Annotated in this window: 21 protein-coding genes and 3 pseudogenes; 20 read left to right on the forward strand and 4 right to left on the reverse strand. The window is 64.8% G+C overall.

All coding sequences use genetic code 11. The features are described from left to right. Genes GO999_RS15470 through GO999_RS15480 form a run of 3 tightly spaced genes read left to right on the forward strand, consistent with a single transcriptional unit; the run spans position 1 to position 1,743 of the window. On the forward strand, positions 1-504 hold the full coding sequence (locus GO999_RS15470; RefSeq protein ID WP_028852512.1) for a YbaK/EbsC family protein: 504 nt from the start codon (positions 1-3) through the stop codon (positions 502-504). A 16-nt stretch (positions 505-520) separates the two neighbouring features. Beyond that, positions 521-787, forward strand: coding sequence for a DUF1289 domain-containing protein (locus GO999_RS15475; RefSeq protein ID WP_011000226.1), 267 nt, complete (start codon positions 521-523; stop codon positions 785-787). Next, positions 784-1,743, forward strand: coding sequence for an MBL fold metallo-hydrolase (locus tag GO999_RS15480; RefSeq protein WP_211906367.1), 960 nt, complete (start codon positions 784-786; stop codon positions 1,741-1,743). Before GO999_RS15475 ends, GO999_RS15480 begins: the two co-directional genes overlap by 4 nt. Positions 1,744-1,817: 74 nt before the next feature. Here the strand turns inward: GO999_RS15480 and GO999_RS15485 are convergent, their stop codons facing one another. Both GO999_RS15485 and GO999_RS15490 read right to left on the reverse strand, forming a co-directional pair. Then, positions 1,818-4,556, reverse strand: a complete 2,739-nt coding sequence (locus GO999_RS15485) for an ankyrin repeat domain-containing protein (RefSeq protein WP_211906368.1) — start codon at positions 4,554-4,556, stop codon at positions 1,818-1,820. Positions 4,557-4,769: 213 nt separating this feature from the next. After that, positions 4,770-5,696: an alpha/beta fold hydrolase gene (locus GO999_RS15490; RefSeq protein ID WP_020831025.1), complete on the reverse strand. Its 927-nt coding sequence runs from the start codon at positions 5,694-5,696 to the stop codon at positions 4,770-4,772. Between the two features lie 221 nt (positions 5,697-5,917). Between GO999_RS15490 and GO999_RS15495 the strand changes: the two genes are divergently transcribed. The 4 genes from GO999_RS15495 (at position 5,918) to GO999_RS15510 (ending at position 9,826) form a co-directional block, all read left to right on the forward strand. After that, the gene (locus GO999_RS15495) at positions 5,918-6,901 is read left to right on the forward strand and encodes an NAD(P)H-dependent flavin oxidoreductase (protein ID WP_016722406.1); all 984 of its coding nucleotides are present in this window, start codon (positions 5,918-5,920) and stop codon (positions 6,899-6,901) included. Between the two features lie 205 nt (positions 6,902-7,106). Beyond that, positions 7,107-8,630, forward strand: coding sequence for a DUF1254 domain-containing protein (locus tag GO999_RS15500; RefSeq protein ID WP_211906369.1), 1,524 nt, complete (start codon positions 7,107-7,109; stop codon positions 8,628-8,630). A 60-nt stretch (positions 8,631-8,690) separates the two neighbouring features. Then, entirely contained in the window at positions 8,691-9,278 is a 588-nt protein-coding gene (locus GO999_RS15505; RefSeq protein WP_020831020.1) for a helix-turn-helix domain-containing protein, read from the forward strand. Continuing rightward, entirely contained in the window at positions 9,275-9,826 is a 552-nt protein-coding gene (locus GO999_RS15510) for a GNAT family N-acetyltransferase (RefSeq protein WP_197343851.1), read from the forward strand. The genes GO999_RS15505 and GO999_RS15510 overlap by 4 nt, the downstream gene beginning before the upstream one ends. A gap of 31 nt (positions 9,827-9,857) precedes the next feature. Here GO999_RS15510 and GO999_RS15515 read toward each other — a convergent pair whose 3' ends face one another. Further along, on the reverse strand, positions 9,858-10,715 hold the full coding sequence (locus GO999_RS15515; RefSeq protein WP_011000220.1) for a PhzF family protein: 858 nt from the start codon (positions 10,713-10,715) through the stop codon (positions 9,858-9,860). Between the two features lie 724 nt (positions 10,716-11,439). Between GO999_RS15515 and GO999_RS15520 the strand changes: the two genes are divergently transcribed. The 12 genes and pseudogenes from GO999_RS15520 to xopQ form a co-directional block, all read left to right on the forward strand. Next, a complete protein-coding gene (locus GO999_RS15520; RefSeq protein ID WP_139274287.1) occupies positions 11,440-11,841 on the forward strand; it encodes a hypothetical protein in 402 nt (133 codons plus the stop codon). Continuing rightward, entirely contained in the window at positions 11,831-13,615 is a 1,785-nt protein-coding gene (locus GO999_RS15525) for an SPM autocatalytic domain-containing protein (RefSeq protein WP_249215037.1), read from the forward strand. The genes GO999_RS15520 and GO999_RS15525 overlap by 11 nt, the downstream gene beginning before the upstream one ends. Positions 13,616-13,656: 41 nt before the next feature. Further along, positions 13,657-14,807, forward strand: a protein-coding gene (locus GO999_RS15530) for an IS3 family transposase (RefSeq protein ID WP_086005422.1) whose coding sequence is annotated in 2 segments (ribosomal slippage) — positions 13,657-13,900 and positions 13,900-14,807 — 1,152 coding nt in all. Because the reading frame shifts where the segments join, the coding sequence is not laid out codon by codon here. A 151-nt stretch (positions 14,808-14,958) separates the two neighbouring features. Then, positions 14,959-17,490, forward strand: coding sequence for a calcium-binding protein (locus tag GO999_RS24980; protein WP_277615472.1), 2,532 nt, complete (start codon positions 14,959-14,961; stop codon positions 17,488-17,490). Between the two features lie 238 nt (positions 17,491-17,728). Further along, a pseudogene (locus GO999_RS15540) lies at positions 17,729-18,007 on the forward strand (transposase); the annotation flags it as partial. A 52-nt stretch (positions 18,008-18,059) separates the two neighbouring features. Beyond that, positions 18,060-19,079 carry an IS110 family RNA-guided transposase gene (locus tag GO999_RS15545; RefSeq protein WP_019719041.1) on the forward strand — a complete coding sequence of 340 codons (1,020 nt, stop codon included), beginning with the start codon at positions 18,060-18,062 and terminating at the stop codon, positions 19,077-19,079. 280 nt (positions 19,080-19,359) lie between these two features. Further along, a pseudogene (locus tag GO999_RS15550) lies at positions 19,360-20,303 on the forward strand (IS3-like element ISRso10 family transposase); the annotation flags it as partial. A 78-nt stretch (positions 20,304-20,381) separates the two neighbouring features. Next, the gene (locus GO999_RS15555) at positions 20,382-20,846 is read left to right on the forward strand and encodes a hypothetical protein (protein WP_211906370.1); all 465 of its coding nucleotides are present in this window, start codon (positions 20,382-20,384) and stop codon (positions 20,844-20,846) included. Between the two features lie 118 nt (positions 20,847-20,964). Continuing rightward, on the forward strand, positions 20,965-21,138 hold the full coding sequence (locus GO999_RS15560; RefSeq protein ID WP_165590615.1) for a hypothetical protein: 174 nt from the start codon (positions 20,965-20,967) through the stop codon (positions 21,136-21,138). 306 nt (positions 21,139-21,444) lie between these two features. Further along, complete coding sequence (locus tag GO999_RS15565; protein ID WP_249215038.1) at positions 21,445-21,744, forward strand: hypothetical protein; 300 nt, start codon at positions 21,445-21,447, stop codon at positions 21,742-21,744. A 51-nt stretch (positions 21,745-21,795) separates the two neighbouring features. Further along, a protein-coding gene (locus tag GO999_RS15570) for an IS3 family transposase (protein ID WP_211906792.1) occupies positions 21,796-22,994 on the forward strand; the annotation gives its coding sequence in 2 pieces (ribosomal slippage) (positions 21,796-22,111 and positions 22,111-22,994; 1,200 coding nt in all). A 36-nt stretch (positions 22,995-23,030) separates the two neighbouring features. Further along, a pseudogene (xopQ, locus tag GO999_RS15575) lies at positions 23,031-24,146 on the forward strand (type III secretion system effector XopQ); the annotation flags it as partial. A 25-nt stretch (positions 24,147-24,171) separates the two neighbouring features. On the opposite strand, the gene GO999_RS15580 reads toward xopQ, so the two are convergent. Then, positions 24,172-25,026 carry a 3-hydroxybutyryl-CoA dehydrogenase gene (locus GO999_RS15580; RefSeq protein WP_011000211.1) on the reverse strand — a complete coding sequence of 285 codons (855 nt, stop codon included), beginning with the start codon at positions 25,024-25,026 and terminating at the stop codon, positions 24,172-24,174. A gap of 183 nt (positions 25,027-25,209) precedes the next feature. Here GO999_RS15580 and GO999_RS15585 point away from each other — a divergent pair, with 183 nt between their 5' ends. Then, complete coding sequence (locus tag GO999_RS15585; protein WP_211906371.1) at positions 25,210-26,142, forward strand: LysR family transcriptional regulator; 933 nt, start codon at positions 25,210-25,212, stop codon at positions 26,140-26,142. Positions 26,143-26,237: the final 95 nt, after the last annotated feature.

Genomic DNA, 26,237 nt, shown 5'->3' on the forward strand with positions numbered 1-26,237 from the left:
ATGACGACCGCCCCCGACACCCACGCCCCCCTGCCCGAATCCGCCCAGCGCGTGGCCGACCACCTGCGCGCGCTCGGCTACGACAAGACCATCGTGATGCTGCCGGCCACCGGCAAGACCTCCGCCGAGGCCGCCGCCGGGCTGGGCTGCTCGGTGGCGGAGATCGCCAAGTCGATCCTCTTCCGGCGCGCGGAGGACGATGCGCCGGTGCTGGTGATCGCCAGCGGCACCAACCGCGTCGACGAGGCCAAGGTGTCGGCGCGCGTGGGCGCGCTGGCCAAGGCCGACGCCAGGTTCGTGCGCGAGAAGACCGGTTACGCCATCGGCGGCGTGTGTCCCGTCGGCCATGCCGTCAAGCCGGTGATGCTGCTCGACGAGGACCTGTTCCGCTTCGACAGCGTGTGGGCCGCCGCCGGCCATCCGCACGCGGTCTTCAACCTGACGCCCGCCGAACTGGCGGCGATGACCGGCGCCCCGGTGGCGGACATCGCCCAGCGGGGCTGACCGGCCTGCCACGGCCATGGACGCCTGCACGCGCTCGCAACTGAAGCTGACGCTCGGCAAGCTGCGCAACCGCCGCGCACAGGCCGAGCGCGCGCTGCCGGTCGCCTCGCCCTGCGTCAACGTGTGCAGGATGGACGGCTCGCGCGGCCTGTGCATCGGCTGCATGCGCACGCTCGACGAGATCGCGGCGTGGTCCGCACTGCCCGACACCGCGCGCGTCGCGATCTGGCGGCAACTGCCCGAGCGCGCCCGCGCGTGGCTCGAAGACACCGCCCGCGCATGACGGCCGGCCACGGCATCGCCGCCCTGCCCGGCACGATGCGCGTGTTCGAGCGCGGCTGGCTGTCGTCCAACAACATCCTGTTCTTCGACGCCGATGCGCACGGCGGCTGCGCGCTCGTCGATTCCGGCTACCTGACGCACGCGCCGCAGACCGTGGCGCTGGCGCGGCATGCGCTGCAGGGCCGGCCGCTGCGCCGGCTGCTCAATACGCACCTGCACGCCGACCACTGCGGCGGCAACGCAGCGCTGCAGGCCGCCTACGGCTGCCGCATCCGCGTGCCCGCCGCGCAGATCGGCGACGTGCGCCACTGGGACACCGACGCGCTCAGCTACCGCCCCACCGGCCAGCAATGCGAGCGCTTTACGCTGCCCGAGGGCGACACCGCCGAAGCCGGCCTGGCCGACGGCATGACGGCGCGCCTGGGCGGCCTCGACTGGCAGGTGATCAGTGCACCCGGACACGACCCGCACGCCGTCATCCTGTACAGCCCCGACACGCGCGTGCTGCTGTCCGCCGATGCGCTGTGGGAGCGCGGCTTCGGCGTGATCTTTCCTGAGCTGGAGGGCGAGAGCGGCTTTGCCGAACAGGAGGCGATCCTGGCGTGCATCGCGCGGCTCGGTGCGCGCGTGGTGGTGCCGGGCCATGGCCGGCCGTTCACGGAGGTGGATGCGGCCATCGACGCGGCACGGGGCCGGCTCGCCTACCTGCGCGCCGATCCGGAGCGCAACGCCCTGCACGCCCTGCGCGTGCTGGTGAAGTTCAAGCTGCTGGAGCAGCAAGCCATCACGCGCGAGGCCCTGGCGGCCTGGTTTGCACAGGCCTCACTGATTCCACGCCTGCAGGCGCGCTTCTTTGCCGCGACGCCACTGCCGGCGCTGCTGGAAGCAACCGTCGCGGCGCTGGTCAAGGCCGGCGCCGCGGCCGTTGAAGCCACGCGGATCGTCAACCGAGGCTGACGCGGCCGCGACCGGCGGCCGCTTCGGCCTGCCGGCCACGGCGGATCGGTCGATGACGATGCCCGACCGGCGTCTTACGGCCCGGCATGGACGTCGGGCGAGCCGGAAGCCTTGACGCTGAACTCGTCCAGATACTCCACGTTATCCAGGATGGGAGCCAACAGTTCCTCAACCGTCGCGCGGGTCCAGCCTCGCCGCCCGACCAAGTCCGCCAGCACGTCGGCGCGGACCATGTCCCGCTTGACGTCGGTGACCACGTCGTCGTCGATCTCCGCCCCCTTCGTGTATCGCAGGATCGCCTGCCGGTCGCGCGCCGTCACCGACGGCGCGGAAGACGTGCCCGGCGCAGCCGGATCGAAGGCTTCGACCTCGCCATAGCGCGCTTTGTAGCGTTCGTTGACCGCCTTCGCGATGGAGACGATTTCTTCATACATGGCCCCCCGACCCGGCTCCCCTTGGTGCAGCGAGGTATCGATGCCTTCGCTGGCGAAGGCCACGCGCTGGATACAGCCCGTGTTGCAGGGGACATCCTTGCCGACATCGGCCAGGCGCAGCAGCAGGGCCGCGGTCAGGTTGTCCTTGAGCTCCGGGTCCTTGCGGGACTGTACGTACGACCACGTATCCGCCAAAGCGACGTTGGCGTGGAACGCGTAGTCAGGGTCCTCCTTGGTCGGCCCCATTTTCAGCAGGTGCTTGATACCTTTCCCGGCGTTGCGCAAATCGTCGATACGCCCCTTCAGCCGCGCCTTCTGGTGCTCCGCTTCCGTGTGCGCCCGTGCCTGCGCCGCCTCGTCCTCCTGCGCGTCCTCGACCTCCTCCTCTTCTCGCGCCTCTTCGGCGTCCTCCGCCTGCTCGGCAGCCATCGCCTCCATGGCCTCGACGGTCTCGAATGCCTCGAACGCCGCCAGGGCTTCCAGTGCCGCCTCGCTGGCCTCGGCCTTCAATGCCTGCTTGAGCTGATCGCTGCGCTGGCCGATCATCGCACGCAGATCGGCGGCGGACTGCTCGACCGAACGGCGCTGATCCTCGGGCGTGAGGCGCTTCATCGCGTTGAGCAACTGCTGCCCGCGCGTCAACAGGGCATCGGCATGCACGTTGATCCGGCCATCCCGCACGTACTGCTCGATGTGCGCATTCAGGACGGCCTCGGGCACATCGCCGGCGGCCCATGCCTGGATTTCGCTGCGGGACACGTCGATGCCGCCCAGGTTGAAGTGCGCCTGGTGGCGCGGGGCGTGGTGGATCAGCGCCTGCGCCGCCACCTTGATAATCGGTGCCTGCTGGAAGGCCATGCTGAACTCCAGCGCCTGCGCCGCGTACGATGCGGCGTCGGGCCGGCACGATCGATTCTCGGCCGATGCGCGCCGCTGGGCCTCGGCCGTGATCTCGAAGCGAGCCGCATATTCGCATAGCGCGAGGGATATCCAGGGATTCGCGGTGCCGTCCGGGTTGCGGAACCGTATCGACCGCTCGAGCTGCTCCACCAGGAACGCCTGACCGGCGCCATGGGTTTTCGGCTCCGCCCCCCCGGGGTTCAACAGCCTGGACAATCGGCCTGGCTTGCCGATGAGGCGTGTCACCGCCGCCCCCGGATCGGTGCGCGGATCCTGCAGCAGCCGGGAGGCCAGCGCGTCGTGTCCATTGCGCAGCGCGATCTGGACCGCAACCTGGCCGTCGATATTGCGGGCGTTCGGATTGAAACCATTGCGCCCCTCGCTGCTGCCCTGGAGGAAGGCGCGGACGGCGTCCACGACCCGCTGTTTGTGCTGGATCTCCGTGAATGTGGTGTCCCGCCCTGCCTGCACGTACCGGTGCGGCTTGGCGCAAGCCAGCCGGGTCAGCGGCGTATGCCCGCCCGGGCCAAGAACATTCAGATCGATGTGCGGCGAGCGGGCCAGCTCGAAAAGGCAATCGAGCTCCTTACCGGTACGCACCCGATGGCGCGCAAAAGAACCGCTCTCCAGGTGCTCCACAAACTGGGCGACCGCTTGCCAGACAGGAGGATGGCCGTCCGTGCCGGGCCGGTTGACCTGTACGCCGGGATGGCTGGCCAGCGCATGCACACAATCGACGTGCAGCTTGGCGATCGCCATCGTCAGCGGGGTGTGATGCTTGGCATTGGGCTGGTTGGGGTCGATATGGGGGTGGCGCAACAACTCGCCCGCCGCGTCCAGCCCGCGCTTGCGCACGGCGAGGTGCAGCGCGGTATTGCCGTCGCGGTCCGGCCGGTTCACCTCCGTGCGCGGATGCTCGACCAATGCGCGCGTGATATCAGCATGGCGATTGCCGGCTGCGATATGAAGCGGCGTCTGCCCGTGCTTGTCGACCCTGTTCGGGTCGATCTCCGCATGCTGGAGCAGCGCCCCGACCACGGCGGTACGCCCCGCTTCGACGGCGCGCTGGAGCGGCGTTTCCCCGCGCTTGTTGATCTGGTTGATGAGGATGGCGGACTCCGGCCGCGCCAGTATCAGGCGGACGACCTCCAGGTGTCCGCGCTTGGCGGCCGATGCCAGCAGCGTGGTCCCGTTCGCGTTGACGGCCATCACCAGGTGCGGATGGCTTTGCAGCAGACCCGCCAGCGATTCCGCCTTGCCGGTTTCGGCCATGGAGAAGGCCTGTCTCAGCGCGGCCTTTTCCGGATCGGCTTTGAACAGCGCGTTGAAGCCTTTGGTCAGGCCGGACAGCGGACCGCTCGCCCTGCGAGGCGTATTGCCGGGTGCGGGAGAAGCGCCGGGCGTACGCTCCGTCTGGGGTGAGCGCGACGGTGTGAGGAATCGTAGCGGGGACAGGGAATGGCGACGAGGGAAGTCCATGGCAGTCCTGGTGAGATCGGGATCTGCGCTTTCGGAGCCGGCCACCGGCAACAGCGGTCTCTCAACGCAGGCCGCATTGCGGCACAAACGCCTTCCTTTGCCCAAAGCGCAAATGGCGCCCCATGGTCCCATGGCGGGCGCTCCGCCCCCGTCCGCCCCCCCGAAAACACGGCACGCAAAACGCAGCAGCGAGGTCGCCCCCGACTGACCACCTCAGCCGAAAAACGCCCGCATCTCCGCCAGCAATGCGTCCGGCGCCTCCTCCGGCACATAGTGCCCGCACGGCACCGTGCCGCCGCTGACGTCCTCGGCCACTGCGCGCCACAGCGCCAGAGGCTCGAAGCACCGCTGGATCACGCCATGCTGCCCCCACAGCACGCGCAGCGGCACCGCGATGCGCCGGCCGGCCGCGCGGTCGGCGCGATCGTGCTCCAGGTCGATGGTGGCGGCGGCGCGGTAGTCCTCGCACATGGCGTGCACGCAGGCCGGTTCGCGCATGGCGGCGGCATAGGCGGCCATGGCTTCCGGCACGAAGGGCGCAAGGCCGGCATGCCGCAGCCCCATCAGCTTGCCGATGTAGAAATCGGGCGTGGCATGGATGAGCGTCTCGGGAAACGGCGCCGGCTGGATCAGGAAGAACCAGTGCCAGTAGGCGGCGGCGAAGGCCATGTTGGTCTGTTCGTACATCGCCAGCGTGGGGGCGATGTCGAGCAGCATCGCGCGCTCGACGCGCCCGGCATGATCGACGCACAAGCGATGGGCGACACGCGCGCCGCGATCGTGGGCGCACAGGCCGAAGCGCTCGAAGCCGAGCGCGCGCATGACGTCCACCTGATCCTGCGCCATCGCGCGCTTGCTGTACTCGACGTGCGTGGCGCTGCCGGCCGGCTTGGACGAGGCGCCGTAGCCGCGCAGGTCGGTGGCGACCACGGTGTGCTCGCGGGCCAGCTCGCGCGCCACCTTGTGCCAGATCACGTGGCTCTGCGGATGCCCGTGCAGCAACAGCAGCGGCGGGCCGCTTCCGCCGATGACCCCGGCGATCTCCACGCCGTTGGCCGCTTGCCTGAATGGGCGGAAGCCGGGGAACAGGGCTCGGTCGGCGGCGGCGATCGCGACTTCGAGGGTGGGCGATGCGGTCATGCGGGTCTCCCGGCGGGTGGGATGCGGCGATATGAGGGATCGTTCGCATGCTAGCGCAGCGCCGGCATGCATGTTGGCGCCCGGCGGATGCCGTCCGGCCGCCTGGCGCGGCCCGCCCGCGCCAGGGTCCGGCACCGGCGCATGGCACGCGGCGGAGTGCGGGATCGTTCCTATAATCGGAAGCGGACCCCGCCGTCCGCCCACTCCAGCCAGGAGACGCCATGCCCGCCGCCAAGCACCTCCCCGCCGCGCTGCAGCACCTGACCCTGCCGGTGATCGGTTCGCCAATGTTCATCGTCAGCTATCCGGAACTGGTGCTCGCACAGTGCAAGGCCGGCATCGTGGGGGCGTTTCCGGCGCTCAACGCGCGCCCGGCCGAGGTGCTGGACGACTGGCTCACGCAGATCAACGCCGAGCTCGCCGCCCACCGCGCCGCGCATCCGCACGCCGTGGTCGGGCCGCTGGCGGTCAACCAGATCGTGCATGCCTCCAACGCGCGGCTGGAGCAGGACGTGGCCACCTGCGTCAAGCACAAGGTGCCGATCTTCATCACCTCGCTGCGCGCGCCGGTCAGGGAGATCCTGGACGCCGTGCACAGCTACGGCGGCATCGTGCTGCACGACGTGATCAACCTGCGCCACGCCGAGAAGGCGCTCGAGGCCGGCGTCGACGGGCTGATCCTGGTGGCCGCCGGGGCGGGCGGCCATGCGGGCACGCTGTCGCCGTTCGCGCTGGTGGGCGAGGTGCGGCGCATCTTCAACGGGCCGATCGCGTTGTCGGGCGCCATCGCCACGGGCGACGCCATCCTGGCCGCGCAGGCCATGGGCGCGGACCTCGCCTATATCGGCACGCGCTTCATCGCCAGCCAGGAGGCGCATGCCGCCGGCGCGTACAAAGAGGCCATCCTGCGCGCGGCGGCCTCCGACATCGTCTACACCAGCCTCTTCACCGGCGTGCACGGCAACTACATCCGCGAGAGCATCGAACTGGCCGGGCTGGATCCGGAGGCCCTGCCCGAGGCCGACAAATCGAAGATGAACTTCGGCGACGGCAGCGCCAAGGCCCGGGCGTGGAAGGACATCTGGGGCGCGGGCCAAGGCGTCGGGCAGATCTCGGACCTGCCGCCGGCCGGCGAGATCGTGACGCGCCTGAAAGCCGAATACGAGGCGGCCAAGCTGCGGCTGGCCCTGCATCTACGCCTGTGAAGCGCGGAGGGGTTCGCTGTGAAGAGCGCCATGGCGCACATGGTTTGACTTGTCCCGCAGGCACTCCTACAGTCAAAGGCTAAACAACAAGCGCGCGGCGTTGAGGATTGACGATCCGCGCGGCGAGAAGCGCAAGCATCCTTGGGGGGATGATCGACAGGCGTCCGGTTCCCTGTCGGTGCGCGCCGACAAGAAGGAGAACACGATGACGCATCGCCATGCGCCCGCGCGCCGGCTCACGAGGCTGGTCGCCCTGGCGCTGAGCGTGGCCGCGCCTGTCCTGACCGGCTGCTCCACTCCACCGGGCCCAGCCCCCGTCGCGGCCGCCGCGCCGCGCAGCCCGCAAGCGCCGGATGCGCTCGCCAGGTCCGTCTATGTCTACGCCTTTCCGCTGATGATGACGGATGCGCTGCAGCGGACCGCCTCGGTGCAAGCGCCGGCAGGCCGTTTCCTGCATCAGCGCAGCCTGGACGACGATGCGCTGCCGCCCGGCGTGCGCGCCCGTGCCGACACGCTGGCCAGCAGCGCCTTCCTGGACCTGCGCGACGGCCCCATCGTGCTCAGCGTGCCGGATCTTGGGCTGCGCCACGCATGGGTCTCGCTGTACGACGCCTGGACCGACATCTTCGACACCCTGGGCAGCCGCACCACCGGCGCGCGCGCCCTGCAGGTCGCCATCACGCCGCCCGGCTGGACAGGCGTGCTGCCGGCCGGCGTGCGCGCCATCGCCGCGCCGACGCCGATGGTGTGGGTGGTCGCCCGCGTGCAGGTCAGCGGCCCGCGCGACGAAGCGGTCGCGCGGCGGCTGCAGGATCGCTTCCGGCTGACGCCGCTGGAAGACCTCAACAAGCCGCCGGCACGCGAGGCGCACGAGAGGCGCCGGCCCGATGCCGACCTCGCCCAGAACGCCGCCCCGCAACGCACGACAGCACCGGATGCCAACGCGGGTTTCACGCGCATGGCCACCCTGCTCAAGGACAAGCCCGACACCGGCGCCACCCTGGCCGAGGCCCGGCAACAGGTGACGGCGCTGGACGCCAATGCGTATTTCGCGCGCTTTTCCGCCCTGCTCAAGGACAACCCGCCGCACCCCGCCGACTCGACCATGCTGCAGAGCGTGCGAGCGCTGGGCATCGCGCCCGGCATGCCGGTCGACCTCAACCGGGATGCCGCCGGCGAGGCCATCGAACGCGGTGCCGCCGCGGCACGCGACAGCCTGGCCATCGCCGCCAGGCAGCCGCCGATCACACAGAACGGCTGGTTCATCCCGCGCAACATCGGTGCCTACGGGCTCGACTATGAGCAGCGCGCCATCGTCGCCTGGGACGGCGCCGGCACCGACCTGCCGCAGGATGCGCTCATCGCGCGCACCAGCACCGACGCGGATGGCATGCCGCTCGACAGCATGCACCGCTACGTCCTGCATTTCGACCCAGGCCAACTGCCGCCCGAAAACGCCGGCTGGGCGCTGGCCGCGGTCGGCATCGCCCGCCGCCCGTCGCAGCCCGGCGGGCGCCGCGACCTGCTGAGCGCGGCCGATCGCCCGCGTCCCAACCGCGACGGCTCGCTGGACATCTACCTCCAGCGCGACCCGCCACCCAAGGGCAGCCGCGCCAACTGGCTGCCCGTGCCAACCGGCCCGTTCATCGTGCGCCTGACGCTGGCGTGGCCCAAGGAGGCCGCGCTGGACGGCTCGTGGCTGCCGCCCCTGGTGCAGCGCCGGGAGTAGCACGAACCCGATCCATCAAAATCCAGTTTACCGGACAACAATTTCCGTTAAACTGGAAAAATGGACATCAACCAACGCCTCGCCCGCCGCCTGCGCGCCTTGCGCGACGCCCGCGGCCTGTCGCTCGACGCGCTGGCCGAACGCAGCCGCGTCGGCCGCTCGACTATCTCCCTGATCGAACGCGGGGAGAGCAGCCCGACCGCCGCCGTGCTCGACAAACTGAGCTCAGCGCTGGGCGTGACGCTCGCCTCGCTGTTCGAAGACACCGCGCCGCTCGAAGCCCCATCCCCCCTGTCGCATGCGGCCGACCAGCCGGTGTGGACCGACCCGGCCTCCGGCTACGTGCGCCGCAACCTGTCGCCTGCCGTGCGCTCGCCGATCCAGCTTGTCGAAGTCGCCTTCCCGCCTGGCGCTCGCGTCGCCTACGATACCGGGCCGCGCGATGCGGATATCCACCAGCAACTCTGGATGATCGACGGCACCATGGACATCACCGTGGGCGATACGCTGTGGCGCCTGGAGACCGGCGACTGCCTGGCCATGCGGCTGGACAGCCCGCTCGCGTTTCACAATCCGACCGGCCGGCCGGCGCGCTATCTGGTGGCGCTGTCCATCCTGCCGTTCGCCCCTGCCCGGAGGACCGCATGAGCCTTGCCGATGACCTCACCACGGTGCGCCGCATCGGCCCCAACGAAGCGGCCGCCTGCGTGGGGGCGCTGGCCGACGTGCTGATCGATTGCGTGGAAGGCGGCGCGTCGGTCAGCTTCATGCTGCCGCTGTCGCACGAGAAGGCGCTGGCGTTCTGGCGCGAAGTGGCCGACGGCGTGGCCCGCGGCGAACGCGCCCTGCTGATTGCCGAAGACGGGGCCGGCACCCTCCTCGGCACCGTGCAGCTGATCCTGGCCCAGCCCGAGAACCAGCCGCATCGCGCCGACGTCGCCAAGATGCTGGTGCACCGGCGCGCGCGCCGGCGCGGCGTCGCGCAGCGACTGATGGCCGAGGTGGACGCCGTGGCGCGCGCCGAGGGCAAGAGCGTGCTGGTCCTTGATACGGTCACCGGCGGCGATGCCGAGCGGCTGTACCAGCGCACCGGCTGGCAGCGCGTGGGCACCGTGCCCAACTACGCGCTGATGCCCGACGGCGCATTCTGCGGCACGACGTTCTATTGCAGGCAACTGGCGGCGCCCGCCGCTTAGTTTCCACACCATCCCGCCCCGCAGGCCGCGCTCAGAGATTCAGCGTGCCGCGGCCGATCTCGATCACGCGGCCGCCGACGTGGATGGTGCCATCGGCATCCACCCGCAGCGTCAGGTGACAGGGCCGGCGCACCGCCGCGCCCTGTTCGACACGCAGCGAGACGGGCAGCGCATGGCCGGTCGCGCGCAGCCAGCCGCCCAGGTTGGCGCATGCCGAGCCGGTGCCCGGGTCTTCGATCATGCCGGTGCCGTATTCAAAGAAGAAACGCGCCACGACCGGCTCCGCGCTGCCGGGTTCGGGCATGGTGAACACGTACGCGTTGCGTCCGTCATCGCGGCTGCGCGGCCATGCGTCGAAGACCGACAGGTCAGGACGTGCACGCTCGACATCGGCCCGGCGCTTGACCGGCACCATCAACTGCTCGATACCGACATCGACCCACATCGGCGGACTGGCCAGGGCATCGGCCTCCAGCCCCAGCATCCCGGCGATCGCCGGATCGGCCGGGCGCGTGCTCAGCGCGCCGGCACGCGGCGGAACCAGCGACCAGCCATCGTCCCGCGCTGACAGATGCACCGTACCGGAGTGGCAACGCAGCGTCACATCATTGCCGGGGCCGTACAGCTCGCGCACCACCTGCGCCGTGCCCAGCGACGGATGGCCGGCAAACGGCATCTCGTAATCCGGCGTGAAGATGCGGAAGCGCGCAGTGGCGCCATCGGCGTCGTCGGGAAAGATGAAGGTGATCTCGGACAGATTGAACTGGCGCCCGATGGCCTGCATGGTCGCATCGTCCAGGCCCCGCCCGTCCTCGAAGACGGCGAGCTGATTGCCGCCGAAGGTGGTTTCGGCGAAGACGTTGAGCAGGCGGAAGGGGTAGCGCGACATGGTGGAAGTCCGTTCGTGGGAGAAGAAGAACACTGACACTGCGATGCACCATGATCGACGCGGCGCCGCGCGATCTCCATGGACACTTGCGGACACTTCTGGCAAATCCGGCAGGACAGCTGCCGGACAGCCGCGATAGCAGCCGCCAGTAGTCTGGCGTTCTCGACAGGGCTCACTGTAAAGAGAGCGCCGGCGGCGGCGCGGCCACCTTGCGCCCGAGCAGATCAAGCCACAGGCGACGCACAGGCCTGGTGATCTTCATTGATTCATCCCCATTCCCATCGACTCTTGCTTGGCGCGAATCAGAAACGCAGAGCATTCCCTGCCACGTACGTGCCAACTAGGCAACTGTGTTGTAGGAATCAGGCGCGGCGTCATTTTTAGCGATCCATAACAAAAGACCCCCCTCTTACGAAGTGCTTATGTGAATAAATTACACAATGGAGGAATATCAAAAATTGCAATAATCTTCACACTCATAATTTCCTGCATCCAAAAATGGCAGGCACGCAGAACTATCCACCACCCGTGGCGGCAACTCACACCGCCGATTTATACAGCAACCCAATCCAAGTTCTCAGCACATCGACCACCAATCAAATGACCGCCCCACTCAGGCCTACCCCATCACCAAATACACATCACATCAATCACGACACACATCGAACACAGCACGACTCAACCTCGAACCGATTACCTCGCCCCATCAAAGCGAGATTTTAAAATGAATAAATTGACAGCCACGATACTGATTGCATTCGTACTTATTTTTCAGGGGCACGCTATGGCGGCAGGAAAACTAATCAATGAAATTTCAGCCCTGGACAAGCCAGAAAGATTCAAACCAATTCAAGTCGACCACATTATCAAGAAGTATTTTTCAGAAGGAATTTCTAAGGCTGAAGCCAAAGAAATTCTCGCATCCGAAGGCTTCAAAGTTACCGAAGAAGAAACCAAGCAACCCATTCCCAACTGCCCTGATTGCGAAAGCACCGTAGTCGTCGGCAGATACGATCACAAACCTATTTTATCGCTGGTGTACGACTACGGGATAGCCATCGAGATCGGCTTTCGAAACGGAGGCGTCGCAGTTGTGCGTGGCTGGTACGTAAAAAATGCCTACTAAGCTCCAGGATATAAAAATTACTGAAAAGATCGAGATTGTCTACAGGGAAATCGGACCTGGCTATTATCATAAGTATCTTCTTTACACTGACTCCAACGGGAATCAGTATGCTGCCAGTGGGTGGGCAGGCAAAGACGCCTCATCAAGCATGAGTGATTTATCTCAAAGCGGATCCTCGGGAAGCGGCTCGTCTGGAAGTGATTACGGAAACATTATCACAACCCACGCTAAATACGATGCGGATTACCCAGACAACCCGCTCAACCCAAACGCCAGAGGCCAAACACAAAAGCACGAAGAAATAAAAAGCGGTGAAGATCTTTCCGGCGACTGGAAAAAAATCACTGACTCCATGAACGATATCGCTCTTGAGGGACATCAATATCGGCCTTTGGATCAGAACTCTAACTCCACAGCGGACGAGGCCCTGCGAAGATCTGGACTTCCTGAGCCCAAGAATGACGGCCTCGGTGATAACTGGGCCCCAGGATCAGGCAACAACCTGCCTGGCGGATCAGACGACGCCGGCGGCGGCAGTGCGGGCGCAACCGTACCGGGAGGCACGGGCGGCGGCGGTGGCGCAGGCGGAGCTGGAGGAAGTAGCTCGGGTATGGGCAGCAGCGGCGGAACTGGCGGCGGTGCGGCGGGCGGCACGGGCGGTGGAGGCGGCAGCTCGGGGGCAGGTGGCACGACGCCCCCACGGCGCGATCCTCTCGTACTCGACCTGGATGGTGATGGTATCGAAACCACCACCACGCGTGACGGCACCGTCATTCTGTTCGATCACGATGGCGATGGTGTCAAAACGGGTACGGGTTGGGTCAAACCTGATGACGGCTGGCTAGTGCTGGATCGCAATGGCAACGGCGCCATTGACTCGGGTCGCGAGCTCTTTGGTGTGGACACGCTCAAGAGCAATGGTCAATTCGCTACTGACGGCTTTGATGCATTACGCGACGTCGATGCCGACAAAGACTGCAAGATCGATGCCTCCGACAGCGTATTCGCCAATCTGCGCATTTGGCGCGACCTGAACCAGGACGGAATCAGCCAGACCAACGAACTCACCACGCTTTCCGCCAACAACATCGTCTCCATTGGCGTCAACTCAACAGCGGTTCGCACCGATTTGGGCAACGGCAATGTTCAGACCGCTGCAGGCACCTTTAACCGTTCCAACGGAACCACAGGAGCAACCGGCGAAACCAATGGTGCGGCCGCTAATCTGGATCTGCTGGTCAACACCTTCTATCGGCAATTCACCGATCATATTCCACTCACGGATTCAGCCAAAGCGTTGCCAACCTTGCGTGGTTCAGGCCGAGCGCGTGACTTGAACGAAGCTATCAGCCTTTCGAACGATTTGGGTAACTGGGTACAAACCTATACTCAACAAACCTCACGGCAAGCGCAGATTGGTCAGCTGGATGGCTTCATTGAGAAATGGGCTGACACTGCCGACATGAAGTCACTCAAGGCACAGGCTGACGCATTGGCCGCCAGCGGTGTCAAGCTGACCTATAACCTCGCAGGATTAACGGCGGGCACGGCAGCCTATGACGACTTCGTACGCAAACTCGGTATTGTGGAGCGCTTCATGGGCTTCACCTACGGCGGGGCCAATGGCCAAGCCAGATTCACGCCATTGGACGCCACTTCCGGTGGTGTCACCGTAACCTTGGCAGCCGAACAGATTGCCAGCATAGCGTTGGCTTATGACCGATTCAAGACGGATATCTATGAATCGTTGTTTGAATCGCCCCGGCCTAAGTAGACACCTGTGAGCCTCAAACTAGAGGTTAGACAGGAGGTGCGATGAGCGCGAAGAGATACACCGAGGAATTCAAGGTCGAGGCGGTCAATCAGGTTTTGGACAGAGGTCACAGCGTTGCCGAGGTCGCGCAGCGGCTGGGCGTGAGCCAACACAGCCTGTACCAGTGGATCAAACAACGACGCCAACCCGTGGCGCAACCGCAAGGGCAGGTATCGCCATCCGACGAGGTACGCAGGCTCAAGGCCGAGCTCAAACGGGTGACCGAGGAGCGCGACATCCTAAAAAAGGCCGCAGCGTACTTTGCCAAGCAGTCCGGGTGAGGTACGCCTTCATCAAGGCGCACGCGGGTCAATACAGCGTGCGCCGTCTGTGCAAGGCGATGTCGGTGCATCCCAGTGGTTACTACGCATGGCACGCAAATCCCTTGAGCCCACGCGCGAAGGACAACCAACGCCTGCTGGGGTTACTCAAGCAGGCCTGGCTGGAGAGCGGCGGGGTCTATGGCTATCGCAAGCTCACCTTGGACATGCGCGATTTGGGCGAGCGCTGCGGCAAGCACCGCGTGGCGAGGCTACTCAAGGCCGAGGGACTGCGTTCGCAATCAGGCTACCGTCGACGTCCTGCTGGGCGTGCCGGCAAGCCGGCGGCGGTCGCGCCCAATCACCTGCAGCGGCAGTTCACGGTCAACGGCCCGAACCAGTCCTGGGTGACCGACATCACCTATATCCGCACGCACGAAGGCTGGCTGTACCTGAGCGTGGTCATCGATCTGTGGTCACGCATGGTCGTCGGCTGGTCCATGGGGCAGCGCATCGATACCCAGTTGGTGCTGGATGCCTTGCTGATGGCACTATGGCGACGCCGTCCGCACCAGCAGGTGCTGATTCACTCGGATCAGGGGTGCCAGTTCACCGGCCACACTTGGCAGAGCTTCCTGCGCGAGCACAACCTGCTGTGTAGCATGAGCCGGCGCGGCAACTGCCACGACAATGCCGTGGCTGAGAGCTTCTTCCAGTTGCTCAAGCGCGAGCGAGTGCGGCGGCAAATCTATGTCACCCGGCAGCAGGCCAAGTCCGATGTCTTCAACTACATCGAGATGTTCTACAACCCAACACGGCGACATTCGAGCGCCAACGGACTATCGCCGGTAGAGTTCGAACAACGCCATTCCCAACGGCTCGCGGGTGTCTAGAAAAACCGGGGCGATTCAGTTATTGCAAACCAGACTCAAAGACTACTATGAAAGCATAGTGGTCACCACAACCCATGGATTACCAATCTTCTCATTTTCAGAGGTTCAAAAATCATTTGAATCAGCGATAAAATTATCGCCGCAACAAGGTTTGGTCGATTTGATTGAGTTCATGAGCGCATTCGGCGATAAAAAACTGAATATGCTCGGCTGGAACGCTACCCAATTCCTTATTGCCCAACTCAATGCCACCCCCGACCTGGTCGCGTTCACCGAGGAGTTGAGCAGCTGGACAGTGCGCCTCGCAGCCGCCACCGAACACAACCTCACCGGCACTTCGCGGCCGGATCTGCTGGTGGGTACCAATACCGCCGATTACCTCTATGGCCGCGACGGTAACGATGTGCTCACGGCCAAGGGAGGCAACGATTACCTCTACGGCGACGCGGGCAACGACACCCTCGATGGCGGCACCGGCAACGACTACCTCAACGGCAACGAGGGCTCCGATACCTACGTCTTCAACTCCGGCTGGGGGCAGGACACGATCTACAACTACGACATCAGCCCCGGACGCTCAGACGTCATCACCTTCGGTGACGGCATCGCGACCAGCGACATCGTCGCTACCCGCAGTGGCGACGACCTGATCCTCTCCCTGCGCAACAGCTCCGACAGGGTCACCGTCCAGTCCTACTTCTACAGCGACGCCACCGGTCCCTATCGCATCGACCAGGTCCGCTTCGCCGATGGCACCTCCTGGGACGTCGCCGCCGTCAAGGCCCTCGTCCAGGCGCCCACCTCCGGTGCCGACAACCTCTACGGCTACGCCTCCGACGACACCCTCAACGGCCTCGACGGCAACGACACCCTCCGTGGTTACGGTGGCAACGACACCCTGCGCGGTGAGGCCGGCGCCGACAACCTCTTCGGCGGTGACGGCAACGACGTGCTCGATGGCGGCACCGACAACGACTACCTCTACGGCGAGGCCGGTGACGATTCCCTGCAAGGTGGTGCGGGCAACGACAACCTGTACGGCGGCGCCGGCAATGACACCCTAGAGGGCGGCGCCGGCAACGACTACCTCGTCGGCAACGAGGGCTCCGACACCTACGTCTTCAACTCCGGCTGGGGGCAAGACACGATCTACAACTACGACACCACCTCCGGGCACTCCGATGTCATTGAGTTCGGCACTGGTATTGCAGCCAGCGACATCGTGGCCACCCGTAGTGGTGACGACCTGGTCCTGTCCCTGCGCAACAGCTCCGACAAGGTCACCGTCCAGTCCTACTTCTACAGCGACGCCACCGGCCCCTACCGCATCGACGAGGTCCACTTCGCCGACGGCACCTCCTGGGACGTCGCTGCCGTCAAAGCCCTCGTCCAGGCGCCCACCTCCGGCGCAGACAACCTCTACGGCTACGCCTCCGACGACACCCTGAACGGCCTCGACGGCAACGACACCCTCCGTGGTTACGGTGGCAACGACACCCTGCGCGGTGAGGCCGGCGCCGACAATCTCTTCGGCGGTGACGGCAACGACGTGCTCGATGGCGGCGCCGACAACGACTACCTCTACGGCGAGTCCGGCGACGACAGCCTCCTGGGCGGCTCGGGCAACGACAACCTGTACGGCGGCACTGGCAACGACACCCTCGAGGGCGGCGCCGGCAACGACTACCTCGTCAGCAATGAAGGCTCCGACACCTACGTCTTCAACTCAGGTTGGGGCCAGGACACGATCTACAACTACGACACCACCGCCGGTCGCTCCGATGTCATCACCTTCGGCACGGGCATCGCGGCTAGCGACATCGTCGCTACCCGTTCGGGCGACGACCTGATCCTTTCGCTGCGCAACAGCTCCGACAGGGTCACCGTCCAGTCCTACTTCAACAGCGACGCCACCGGCCCCTACCGCATCGACGAGGTCCGCTTCGCCGACGGCACCTCCTGGGACGTCGCCGCTGTCAAAACCCTCGTCCAGGCGCCCACCTCCGGTGCCGACAACCTCTACGGCTATGCCTCCGACGACAACCTGAACGGCCTCGACGGCAACGACACCCTCCGTGGTTACGGTGGCAACGACACCCTGCGCGGTGAGGCCGGCGCCGACAATCTCTTCGGCGGTGACGGCAACGACGTGCTCGATGGCGGCGCCGACAACGACTACCTCTACGGCGAGTCCGGCGACGACAGCCTCCTGGGCGGCTCGGGCAACGACAACCTCTATGGCGGCAACAGCAACGACACCCTCGAGGGCGGTGCCGGCAACGACTACCTCGTCGGCAATGAAGGCTCCGATACCTACGTCTTCAACTCCGGCTGGGGGCAGGACTCCATCTACAACTACGACACCTCCACCGGGCGCTCCGATGTCATCGCCTTCGGTGACGGCATCGCGACAGACCAGCTCTGGTTCCGACGAGTCAACGCCGATCTCGAAGTGAGTGTGATCGGCTCAACCGACAAGACGACCATCTCCAACTGGTACTCCGGGGCTGCCTATCACGTCGACCAGTTCACGACTGCCGACGGAAAGCGCCTCCTCGATACCCAAGTCGATAGCCTGGTCCAGGCCATGGCGTCCTTCAGCCCGCCAGCCTCGGGGCAGTCCACCTTGCCCCAAAACTATCGGGATGCATTGGAAAGCGTCATCGCGGCCAACTGGAAGTAACGCGAGCGTCGGCCGCCGGGTCATTCCGGCGGCCGACGATGTCGATAGACGCGACGAATGGGACAACGGAGCCGGGTAGCAGGAGCACCACAAACTGCATACGGGGCTACACGCCCCCATATGCCAAAACCAATTGCCCCCCTCATGGAACGGCCCCCAGAATCCCCGGACACAGTCACCCACTTAAACTACGGGTAGGCATACGACTGTGTTTATGACTAGCAGCAACCAAGAAGTGATGGAAGTGTTGACGGGCCCGGAGCGTCGCCGGCGGTGGTCGGTGGAAGAGAAGCTTGCGATGGTCCGAGAGAGCTTTGAGCCGGGCAAGACGGTCTCGATGGTGGCGCGCCAGCACGGCGTGAATCCGAATCAGGTGTTCCAGTGGCGCAAGCTGTACCAAGACGGGAGCCTGTCGGCAGTGACCGCGGGCGAGGAAGTGGTGCCGGCCTCGGAGCTGGCCGAAGCGCTCAAACAAGTCCGTGAGCTGCAGCGCATGCTCGGCAAAAATGGTATGGACGCCTCCGCCGCAGCAATAATGGTGCGTCACCACCTTTCCAGGGAGAGCGGAAATGGAACCGACCATCATTGGCGTTGACATTGCGAAGCAGGTCTTTCAGTTGCACTGGATTGACCGCGAGACGGGGGAAGTGGTTGACCGGCAACTCAAGCGAGGTGCCTTCTTGGAACATTTCGCAAATCGTGAACCCTGTCTGATTGGCATGGAAGCGTGTGGCAGCTCACAACACTGGGCACGGCGGTTAAGCGAACTTGGACATCAGGTCAAACTGATGCCGGGCAAGCTGGTCAAGGCGTTTGTGACAGGCAACAAGAACGACGTTGCTGACGCGCGCGCCATCTGGGCTGCAACGAGTCAACCTGGCATCAAGACAGTGGCAATCAAGACCGAAGCGCAGCAGGCCGTTCTAGCGCTGCATCGCATGCGCCAGCAGCTAGTGATATTCCGGCGCTCTCAATCGAATTGCTTGCGTGGACTGCTGAGCGAGTACGGCGAAGTCATGGCATTGGGGCGGGCCGCGATGAGCCGAGCGATGCCCGACGTGCTCGCACGGCTGGAGTCGCGATTGCCGGCAGTCCTGATAGATTCCCTCAGAGAGCAATGGCAACGTCTGAGCAACATGGACGAGGAGATTGCCCGTATCGAGCGGCGCTTGAGGGCATGGCTACAGGAAAGCGATGCGTGCAAGGCAATTGCGGATATTCCAGGCGTCGGCTTCTTGACTGCGACTGCGGCAGTTGCCGCAATGGGCAATGCGAAGGCCTTCAAATCTGGTCGTGAGTTTGCAGCTTGGCTCGGCTTGGTGCCAGCGCAGATTGGGACGGGAGGGAAGGTGCGCCTACTTGGAATCAGCAAACGAGGCGACCGCTACTTGCGCACCTTGCTCATTCACGGGGCGCGCTCGGTCATGAAGCACGTGAAAGATGCAGAGTCATGGGCAGCAAAGCTCAGGCAGCGGCGACCGCTCAACATTGTGATAGTGGCCTTAGCAAACAAGATGGCGCGGACGATTTGGGCATTGCTTGCGCACCGATGCTCATACCGAGCTGACTATACGGCGGCAATTGCATGACGGCACCATGTATGGCATCCGGATGCCCTTGATGTTGCACTGAACGCGAACTTCCCAGGTTGCGCAAGGTATCGATTGTGATGGCAAACAGGTTAGACCGGGGCTCACCAAACCTGCATCGTCTTCTGGACATCATGGTCCGTGGCAAAAATGAGGCGTGAGTCAGCGGATTCCATAGGGGCCAGCGGGGTTCGTCCTGTATAGGCCGGATATAAAACCGCAGCCTTCTTACTTGTTCGACAACTCATCGACATCTTGCCAAACAGGAGGCGTCCATATAAAGACGATGGAGAACGAGATTCTTCGCGAAGCCGTGGAATACGGTCGGGCAAAAAAGTGGATAGCGCGCTCGCCATCGTTGCCGGGGGACGACCAGTGAAGCTAGTTTGCGAGGTCCTCGGCGTAGCGCGCTCAAACGTGGCGGCCAAGCGGGCCCGGCCGGGTGATTGGCGCGACGGGCGCACAGCTCGGCAAACCGACGACGCTAGCTTGGTCGACGAAATCCGGCGCACCATCGCCGACTTGCCGAGCTATGGCTACCGGCGGGTCTGGGGCAGATTGCGGCGCGAACGTGAGCGTCAATGCGAAGCGCCGATCAATGCCAAGCGTGTCTATCGGGTCATGCGTGTGCACAGCTTGCTGCTTGAGCGCAGGCCGACGCCACCGCGTCCACCGCGCCGGCATGACGGCAAGGTCGCCGTGGCCAAGAGCAACCAGCGCTGGTGCTCCGATGGCTTCGAGTTCCGCTGCGACAACGGCGAGCCGCTGCGGGTGACGTTCGCGCTGGATTGCTGCGACCGCGAGGCGATGAGCTGGGTGGCGACGACCGGCGGCTACAGCGGCGACGTAGTACGCGACGTGATGCTGGCGGCCGTCGAGCAGCGCTTCGGCAATGTTCCGAAAGCGCCAGCGGAAATTGAATGGCTGACGGACAACGGCTCAGGCTACATTGCTGGGAAGACTCGCGAGTTCGCCACGGACATTGGCTTGAAGCCATTGACGACACCGGTTTGCAGCCCGCAGAGCAACGGCATGGCCGAGAGCTTCGTGAAGACGATGAAGCGCGACTACGTCGCCTTCATGCCCAAGCCTGACGCGGCCACAGCGACGCGCAACCTCGCCATCGCGTTCGAGCATTACAACGAGCAGCATCCCCATAGCGCACTGAAATATCGCTCGCCACGCGAGTTCAGGCGCAGGACGGAATCATCAACTCAAGTGTGAGGCGGTGTCCGGAGATGCGGGGGCAAATCCACCTCACAACCAAATCGAATCCATTTATCCAGAAATTTTTCCGAAAAAATGCCAACCATCCACAAGCCACTGACGATATTTACACTACTTCTAACGCAAAGCGTCTATGCACGTGATGCCATCGAACGCAGCATCGTACAGCCTGCATCAGGAAGCGCCGGAATCGCTTGCCCGGCGGCCGACTTCCCAACATTCATCCAGAAATTTTCCGAAGAAGAGCATATTCAAAAGGAATTCACCCAATATCCGCTGGAAAGGCTGCAACTTGATCCCGAATCACAACCGGAACCGGGCCCGATTGTCAGGCACCTGCATCGCGATCAACTTCGCTTTCCCATCATCCCGCCCAAGCAGGAACGAGTGAACCGGATGCTCAAGATTCAGATTGACAGCGCATCGGCCGGCAAGGCAAGCATCACGCTGACCAAGCCCGACACAGACTATCAAGTCCGCTATCATTTCAAAAAGAATGGTTGCTGGATATTGGAGCGTATCGAAGACCGGTCAATTTAACCGCTAGCATCCGACAAAACGCTGAGGCAGCCGATGAAGCAATCGCTGCGCTACGTCTTACACAAGTGCCGATCGACGAGCCACTCGAAGACAACGCCCCCTCAACCAGATCGAATCCATGTCAGACCTCATCGTAGATTGGTTTATTGGTCTTTTTCTGTGGGGAACGGGTGCCCTCCTGATAAAAGGAATCACACTGAACAAATGCAATCCGCACAAACTGAATGAACACCTTGTTGCCTTGATCGGTCTGCTCTTTTGGGTCGCTGTCGCCTTCTGGATCGCAAACTGATCCCATCATCATTACGCTCCAAACCGGCCATGGCTGGATCGTAGAGGCTAGACGTCAAGACCCCTCCCTCCGACCGGGTCAGTTGCCTTTCCACGCTCACGCCGCAACAGTCTTGCGATCGCGCCCCACCGCCTTCGCTCGGCACCACAGGACTTCGCATCGACCCCACACATCCGATCGACAGCTCGCCAGACTGCGGCGATGAAAGCCGTCACCCGATCGTCAGCGTATTCACCCGGCCCGTCTGGCCCTGCCGCCGCAACCGATACAGACACCACGAGCCACCGGCCCGGGCCACGCGGCAACATGCCGCCAGATGCAAGCGGCACGCAAAAGCCGCCCGGCAAGTCGCCCGCCGGCGGACCGCTGGAAGGGCTGCGCAAGCCCGGCCTCGGCGTTGTGCTCCCGGAGCACGCCATTCACCGGCCGGCCACGGAAGGCCCGGGTGCCGCCGACCGCCTCCTGCCCCGCACCCGCCCGGCATCGGCCGACGCCGTCAGGCGGGCGCTGCTGACCGCGTTCTGGGGGAGCCACGGTGCACCGGAGGACTATGCCGAGCAGCAGTGGAGCGCCCCCCTGAATCTCAGGACACGAGGACTCTCTTAAATAGCGAGTAGTCTTGTGACTATCAGTAAGCCTAGTCATTACGTGGAACCCATCGAGATTCTGACCGAGCCGGAACGTCGCCGCCGACGCACGGCACATGAGAAAGTCGCCATCGTGCAAGAAACACTGGTGCCGGGAGCTTCGGTATCAGCGGTCGCCCGCCGGCATGGCGTGAACGCCAACCAGGTCTTCGGTTGGCGCAAGCAATATCAAGAAGGCAGCCTAACAGCGGTCAAGGCAGGCGAATCGGTCGTGCCCGCATCTGAGCTGGCCGCCGCCGTCAAGGAAATCAGGGAACTGCAGCGGTTGCTCGGGAAGAAGACACTGGAAGTCGAAATCCTGAAAGAAGCCGTGGAGTGGGGACGCTCAAAAAACTTGGTTGCGCGCTCGCCCTTGCTGCCGGAGGACGACCGATGAAGACGGTCTGCGATGTTCTCGGCGTGGCGCGCTCTGCAGTGGCGGTCAAACAGAGGCGCTCGACCGATTGGCAAGATGGTCGCTGTGCTCGCTCGACCAACGATGTCGAGCTGGTCGAGGAAATCCAGGCTCACGTGGTGGGCCTGCCGACCTACGGCTACCGGCGCATCTGGGCACTGCTGCGGCGCAGCCGCGAACTGACGGGTGCGCCGTGCATCAACCACAAACGTATCTATCGGGTCATGCGCGACCATCAACTGCTACTGCGCCGTCCCGGCGCACGTCGTGACCGACGTCGGCATGACGGCCGCGTCGCCGTGGACCGGAGCAATCGGCGGTGGTGTTCGGACGGCTTCGAGTTCCGGTGCGACGATGGCACGCCACTGCGCGTGACGTTTGCGCTGGACTGTTGCGACCGCGAAGCCATCAGTTGGGCGGCAACGACTGGAGGGCATAGCGGCGATGTTGTGCGCGACGTGATGCTAGCGGCCGTTGAACAGCGATTCGGCACCACGCAGGCCGAGCAGCGCATTGAATGGCTGACGGACAACGGCTCGGCCTATACCGACCATCGCACGCGCAGCTTCGCTCGCGAGCTCGGCCTTGAGCCACTGACGACGCCGGTTCGCTCCCCGCAAAGCAACGGTATGGCCGAGTCGTTCGTGAAAACGATGAAGCACGATTACGTCGCCTATATGGACAAGCCTGACGCGCCAACGGCGCTCTCGCGTCTGGCAATCGCCTTTGAACACTACAATGAGCGCCACCCGCACAGCGCCCTGAAATACCGCTCGCCACGGGAGTTCAGGAGGACTGCGGCATCCTTAACTTAACGATGTCCGAGTGTCCTGAGATGCAGGGGCAACTCCAAGCAGCTCCTGAACCAGTTGAGGTCGCACAAGCCCGCGGTACCGATGCCGTGCATCCTGTTCACGGACCCCAACAAGGACCCGGACGATGTCGTGGCCTTCACGCTCGCCAAGCCGCTGCAGGCGTTCCGCCTGGTGAAGATGGCCCATGCGGTGGCGACGCTGGGCGAGCGCGACGTGCGGACCCGGCGCGCCGGTGTGGCCAGGGGCGTGTTCGACCGGCTCGATCTGCAGGAGGTGCGGGTCACCGTCGGCCTCGACTACGCCATCAAGCCGGAGCACGCGAAGGACCACGCCAAATTCCTCGACCAGGGCGAGGCACTGCACGTCAAGCTCAAGCCGGAAGCCGCCAGCGAAGACAGCGTCGCCGCGCTGCGGGAGAGCCTCACGCAGGCGGCGGCACCGGTCACGCTGGTTGTGATCGCGGGCATGACCGACCCCTGCGCGCTGGTCACGGCCGAGCCCGGCCTGGTCAAGCAGAAGGTCGGCCGTGTCGTCATCATGGGGGGCGTCCGGCCGGACAAGGACGAGGACGGCTATGTGCAGCCCGACGACCGCGCGTACAACAACACGACCGATTTCGCCGCGGCGTGCCGCTTCTACCGCCGCGTGCAGGAACTGGGCATCCCCCTGCGCATCGTCACCCGCGAAGCCGCATATCGGGCCGCGGTGCCGCGCACCTTCTATGAGGACATGGCGCAGTCAGGCCATGTGGTCGGGCAGTACCTGAAAGACGTCCAGAAGCATGCGCTCAACACGCTATGGGACGGCATCGATCAGGGCCGGATCGCGAAACTGGACAAGCACTGGTTCTTCAATACGTTCATCGCCCGGGAAATCGGACAGGGCGACGCGGCGGCGTGGGCGGCCCGCAACCACACGTTCGACGCGATCTGGGAGCAGGTCGTCCGGCTGAACCTGTACGACCCGATGACGCTGCTGGCCGCGGTGCCCGCGTCCGCGCAGATGCTGTTCCGGCCGAAGGCCGTGCAGGACGCGGGCCGCGGCCTCGTGGAGGTGATCGGCGCGGACGAGGTACACTGCCCGTCCGACGCCCGGCAGCTGATGTCCGGCCTGGTCAAGATGGCGCTGGCGAACACGCCGGGTACGCGCTGACCCGGCGCCGATCCGCCGGCGCGCCTCACTTGCGGTAGTCGTACACCCCGCGTCCGCTCTTGCGCCCCAGGTAGCCGGCGGCGACCATCTCGCGCAGCAGCATGGCCGGCCGGTATTTCGGGTCGCCGAACTCGGTGTGGAGCACCTCCATCACGGCCAGCATGGTGTCCAGGCCGATCATGTCGGCCAGCGCCAGCGGCCCGATCGGATGGTTGCAGCCGAGCTTCATGCCTTCGTCGATCTCCTCGGGCGTCGCCAGCCCCTCGCCCAGCGCGCAGAACGCCTCGTTGATCATCGGGCACAGGATGCGGTTGACGACGAAGCCCGGGCTGTTCTTGACCGTGATCGGCGTCTTGCCGAGCCGCTGCGCCAGCGCTTCGACGGCGGCGTGCGTGGCGTCGCCGGTCTGCAGGCCGCGGATGATCTCCACCAGCGCCATCATCGGCACCGGGTTGAAGAAGTGCATGCCGATGAAGCGGCTGGCGTCCTGCAGCACGGCGGCCAGCTTGGTGATCGAGATCGACGACGTGTTGGACGCGATGATGGCGTGCGGCGCGGCGACGGCCTCGAGCTGCCCGAGGATCTTGATCTTCAGGTCGAGGTTCTCGGTGGCGGCCTCGATCACGATGTCGGCACGCTTGAGGTCGCCGTATGCGGTGGCGCCGTGGATGCGCGCGAGCGCGGCGGCCTTGTCGGCCTCGGTCAGCTTCTCTTTCTTGATCAGCCGGTCCAGGCTGCCGGCCACGGTGGCAAGCCCCTTCTGCACGGCGGCCTCGCTGATGTCCACCATCACCACGTCCAGCCCGGCCACGGCGCATGCCTGCGCAATGCCGTTGCCCATCGTGCCTGCACCCACGATCCCTACCGTCTGAATTGCCATGTAAACGATCCTCGCTTGCTGTGTCAGTCAAAAGGAGGGCACAGGATAATCGACTGCGCGAACCGGCGGAAAGGGAACGCGCCCCGCGCCGGCCCGGCGGACCGCTCTATGATGGCGGGATCGCGCGGCCCGCATCCGCCGGGCCGGACATGCCTTCCACCCCGATCAGGCCCGGAGCCTCGAATGGACCGCTTTCTCAGTATCGAGGCCTTCGTGCGCGTGGCCGAGACACGCAGCTTTGCCGAAGCGGCGCGCCAGCTGGGTGTCACGAACTCCGTGGTGACGCATCGCGTGCAGCAGCTGGAGCGCTTCATCGAGGCGCCGCTGTTCCATCGCAGCACGCGGCACGTGCGGCTGTCCGAGGTCGGCGAGACCTACTACAAGCAGTGCGCCCACGCCGTCGGCATGCTGTCGGACCTGACCGACCAGATGCGCGGCCTGCGCGCCACCCCGGCGGGCAAGCTGCGCATCCGCATGCTGCCGGGCTATGCGCTGCACCACTTCGCCCAGCCGCTGGCGCGGTTCGGCGCACAGTACCCCGACATCCAGCTCGACGTGGTGGTGGACGACGGCGTGGTCGACCCGATCGCGGAAGGGTTCGACGTGGTGTTCCAGATCTTTCCGCCGATCAACGATTCGCTGATCGAGAAGCGCCTGTTCATCCTGCGCCGCCTGTTCTGCGCCACGCCGGACTACGTGGAGGAGTACGGCATGCCGCAACAGCCGGCCGACCTGCAGCGGCACGCGCTGGCCCTGTATTCCGGCTACCCGACGCGCAAGCACTGGGTGTTCTCGCGCAGCGGCGAGGTGGCCGCCGAACTCGACCTGCCCGAGCAGGTCCGCTCGAATTCGGTCCACCTGCTGCGCGACTATGCGCTGACCGGCGCCGGCATCGCATGCCTGCCGACGCTCGTCGCCAGCGACGACCTGCTCGCCGGCCTGCTGGTGCCGGTGCTGCCCGACTACGACCTGGCGCCGTTCCACTTCTCGGCGGTGTATCCCGCCACGCAGCGGCAGGCGGTCAAGGTGTGCGCGCTGATCGATTGCCTGGCCAGCCACCACGCCGGCGAACCGGCATGGGACACCCCGCTGCTGGCGCGCGGCTGGATCCGCTGACGCGGCGCCGGACGGACGGGCGGCACGCCGGATATTTCGCGGCGGCGCGCGCATTGTTCGCAAAGCGCAAAAACTGCGCTCGGCGATCCGGCCGT

Origin of the sequence: Ralstonia nicotianae, assembly GCF_018243235.1 — a bacterium.
Lineage (GTDB): Bacteria > Pseudomonadota > Gammaproteobacteria > Burkholderiales > Burkholderiaceae > Ralstonia > Ralstonia nicotianae.